Raw genomic sequence first — 3,628 nt, forward strand, 5'->3', positions numbered from 1 at the left:
ATCAAAATCTGTCAAAATCCGTGTCATTCGGGGTCATCATTCTCCTCAGGACCAACCGCTAATACTACCGCTTGCACAAAACCGTGCTAGCACGCATCTCGGAAAATTCGTCGCCCACGGAAAAATTCGTCAAACTCCAACACCCCCCACGACCGATAAACAGATTGAAGCAGGGTGGGCAACGTCGTGCTAGCTGGTTTGGCTGGCCCGGCGACCGGCTGTGGCAACGTGCCGCGGTCGGCAACGCAAAACACACCCCCGTCAAGGATGACGCTATGGCTACGGCAGCTCGCCGCTTCAAAGTTTATTACGGTCCGGAATCGGAAACCACCGCCGTTCATTCTCACGCCGCTTCGCAAACCGTCACGGTTCCTTTGGCCGAAATCTTGCCCCTCTTGGCCGATGCCGCCAACAGCCGCCGCACCTGGCTGAAAGATTTTGCCGGCGACGATGTCACCATCTCCGCCGACCTTTACGAAGTGATTTTGGCCTACCAACATCACATTCGCCCGTCGGCCTAAGCCGCTTCTGGCAGAAAAATCAAAGTTTTTCTAGTCCCGCTGTAACGCGGGGCTTTTTTTTGCGCTGAACATGGCAGAGGAATGCTGGGATCACAAATCATCATTCATTGGTCATTGGGATTTGGTCATTGGTCATTGAAGTCCCCGCGGGACTCACCTTCTGACGCCAACGACGCACTCAAGCATTGCCATTTTTTAGCTGCCGATCGTCTGGCGTCACAAGCTGACTCCTGCGCCACGCTGTTGTTTTTCTGCGTACAATTGCGTTAAGCTTGCCTTGGTCCAATCACGCACTGAGATACACCCCATGCCCGCCACCCGCCGCCCGCCAAGTCCGCCCGGACGTTGGCCGCTGGGCAACCTTCCCAACTTCCGCCGAGACATGCTCGGCTTTTTCACCCGCTGTGCCCGCGAGTACGGCGATCTGGTGGCGCTGCGCCTGGGCCCGCGGCTGGTCCATTTGGCCACCCATCCCGATTTCGTGGAGCAAGTGCTGGTTACCGAAAACAAAAAATTCGGCAAAAGTTACGTCTTCGAATTGCTCCGGCCCATGCTCGGCAACGGCCTGGTCAATAGCGAAGGAGATTTTTGGCTTCGCCAGCGGCGTCTCGTGCAGCCGGCTTTCAATAAAAACAGCGTCAACAACTACGCCGGCACCTTTGTGGCCCACACGCAGCGGCTGCTCAGCGGGTGGAGCAATGGTCAGCAAACCACGCTGCATCACGAAATGTCGCGCCTCACCCTGGCCATTGTCGGCGCGGCGCTCATGGATATGGAACTAGCGCACGTCAGCAAAGATATTGCCGCCCCGCTGGAAAGCGCCATGCGCGATTTCAGCCATCGTTTCGAAAGCGCCTGGAATCCGCCCGTCTGGCTCCCCACGCCCCGCAACCGCCGGGCCAAGCACAACGTGGCCAAGCTGGACGAAGTCGTCAACCGCATCATCCGCCAGCGCCGCGAAGAAGGCCGCGACCACGGCGACCTCCTCTCCAAGCTCATCGCCGCCCGCGACGAAGTCGATCAAACCGGGATGACCGACCGCCAGCTCCGCGACGAGGTCATGACGCTGTTCCTCGCAGGTCACGAAACCACCGCCAACGCTTTGGTCTGGACGTGGTTCCTGCTAGCGCAACATCCGGAAGTAGAGCGCCGCCTGCTGAGCGAAATTTCCGCCGTGGTCGGCGACCGCTGGCCGCAATTGGCCGATGTGCAACAGCTGACTTACACCGAGGCTGTGCTCAAAGAAGCCATGCGTTTGTTTCCTCCCGTCTACGCCTTCAGCCGCCGCGTGCTAACCGATGCCACGATCGGCGGCTTCGATGTTCCCGCCGGCAGCGCCGTGATTATGAGCCAATGGGTCATTCACCGCGACCGCCGCTGGTTCGAGCAACCCGATCGCTTTCTCCCCGACCGCTGGCTCTCTTCTTCCTCTCTCCCTTCGGGTGAGGGCGCCGGTACAAAGAGCAATGAACAAAACTCCCGGCCAGACTACGCCTACTTCCCCTTCGGCGGCGGCCCGCGCGTTTGCATCGGCAACACCTTCGCCATGTTGGAAATGGTGCTGGTTGTGGCTGCCATCGCCCCACGCTTCCGTTTCGAACTGATCGCCCCGGAAAAAGTCCGCCCCTGGCCCTCCGTTACGCTTCGCTCCAACAACGGCGTTCCTGCCGTAATTCATCCGCGTACGTCGAAGTGATATTAGCTCTATCTGCCCCCTGCCGCCCCTCTTATAATGGATCACATTAACACACATGCGTAACATTCTTCAGTGGAAGCTTGACCGACATGGAAGACCGCCAGAAACAGTCCGCACCTACGTCCCCGCCCAAATCTAACCCGCCGTCATCGACCGCAAGCACCGATGCATCTCAAAACGGACGGGTGCCCGGGGCAAAGCCTGGCGACGCCCCGGCTTCCTCCAATCCACTGCCCCCCAGCCCCGACGCCGTCAAAGTCGCCTCGCAGGAACTCGCCACGGCCCTCATCGCCGCCGCCACCGACAACGTGGCCATCTCCGCCGGTCTGCCGCCGGCTGCCGCCGCCGACACCGTCAAATCGCTCGACCGCCAGCGCATCGCCGACCTCATCGAGCAAATCAAGGAATCGGCCGACAAGCTCGCTGCCGATCAACCCAGCCGCGGCGATCTGAAAATCCTCAGCCGCACCATGCGCGAGCTGCGCTACGCCTTCAAAGTGTTCTCGCCGTATCGCAACCGCCGCAAAGTCACCGTGTTCGGCTCCGCCCGCACAAGGCCCGACAAACCCACTTACCAGCAGGCCGTCAAGTTCGGCCGGGCCATGGCCGAAATTGGCTGGCTTGTCGTCACTGGTGCCGCCAGCGGCATTATGGAGGCAGGGCACCTCGGCGCCGGCCGCGAAAATTCGATGGGCCTGAACATCATGCTCCCCTTCGAGCAGTCGTCCAACCCCATCATCGCCGGCGACCCCAAGCTGGTGCACATGAAATACTTTTTCACGCGCAAGCTGATGTTTGTGAAAGAATGCGACGCCGTGGCCCTGTTCCCCGGCGGCTTCGGCACGCTGGACGAGGGGCTGGAAGTCCTCACGCTGCTGCAAACCGGCAAGCGCGACATGGTGCCGGTGGTGTTCGTCGACGAGCCCGGCGGAAAATTCTGGCAGCCGCTGTTGGAATTTTTCCAAAACCGGCTGCTGGCCGACGGCATGGTCTCGCCCGAAGATTCGTCGCTTTACAAGTGGACCGATTCGGTCGAAACGGCCGTCCACGAAATCCAACAGTTCTTCCGCGTGTACCACAGCATGCGCTACGTGAAGAACAAACTCGTGTTCCGGTTGCAAACGCCGATCAGCGCAGAACTACTGGCCGACATCAACGCCGAATTCGACGACATTCTCACCGACGGCCAGTTCATCACCGATGGCCCGCAAAAAGAAGAGCGCGACGAACCGGCGCTCATTTCTCTCCCCCGCCTCGTCTTCCACTTCAACCGCCGCTCCCTGGGCCGTTTGCGCCAATTGATCGACACCATCAACGCCGGCAGAATTCTCAGCTAGCTATCCGTCCAGTAACCTTCCATGACAATCCAAAGTGCGACATGGGCGGATTTGGGCTATCGGAAGGTTGGTCC

3 protein-coding genes are annotated in these 3,628 nt (G+C 59.8%); all 3 read left to right on the top strand.

All coding sequences use genetic code 11. The features are described from left to right. The first annotated feature begins 275 nt into the window (after positions 1–275). The 3 genes from VMJ32_09150 to VMJ32_09160 all read left to right on the top strand — a co-directional run bounded on the left by VMJ32_09150 (position 276) and on the right by VMJ32_09160 (position 3,554). The gene (locus tag VMJ32_09150) at positions 276–521 is read left to right on the top strand and encodes a hypothetical protein (GenBank protein HTQ39185.1); all 246 of its coding nucleotides are present in this window, start codon (positions 276–278) and stop codon (positions 519–521) included. 307 nt (positions 522–828) lie between these two features. Next, entirely contained in the window at positions 829–2,217 is a 1,389-nt protein-coding gene (locus VMJ32_09155; GenBank protein HTQ39186.1) for a cytochrome P450, read from the top strand. An 89-nt stretch (positions 2,218–2,306) separates the two neighbouring features. Further along, positions 2,307–3,554, top strand: coding sequence for a TIGR00730 family Rossman fold protein (locus VMJ32_09160; GenBank protein ID HTQ39187.1), 1,248 nt, complete (start codon positions 2,307–2,309; stop codon positions 3,552–3,554). Positions 3,555–3,628 lie beyond the last annotated feature (74 nt).

It is taken from the genome of Pirellulales bacterium (assembly GCA_035499655.1).
Classification (GTDB): domain Bacteria; phylum Planctomycetota; class Planctomycetia; order Pirellulales; family JADZDJ01; genus DATJYL01.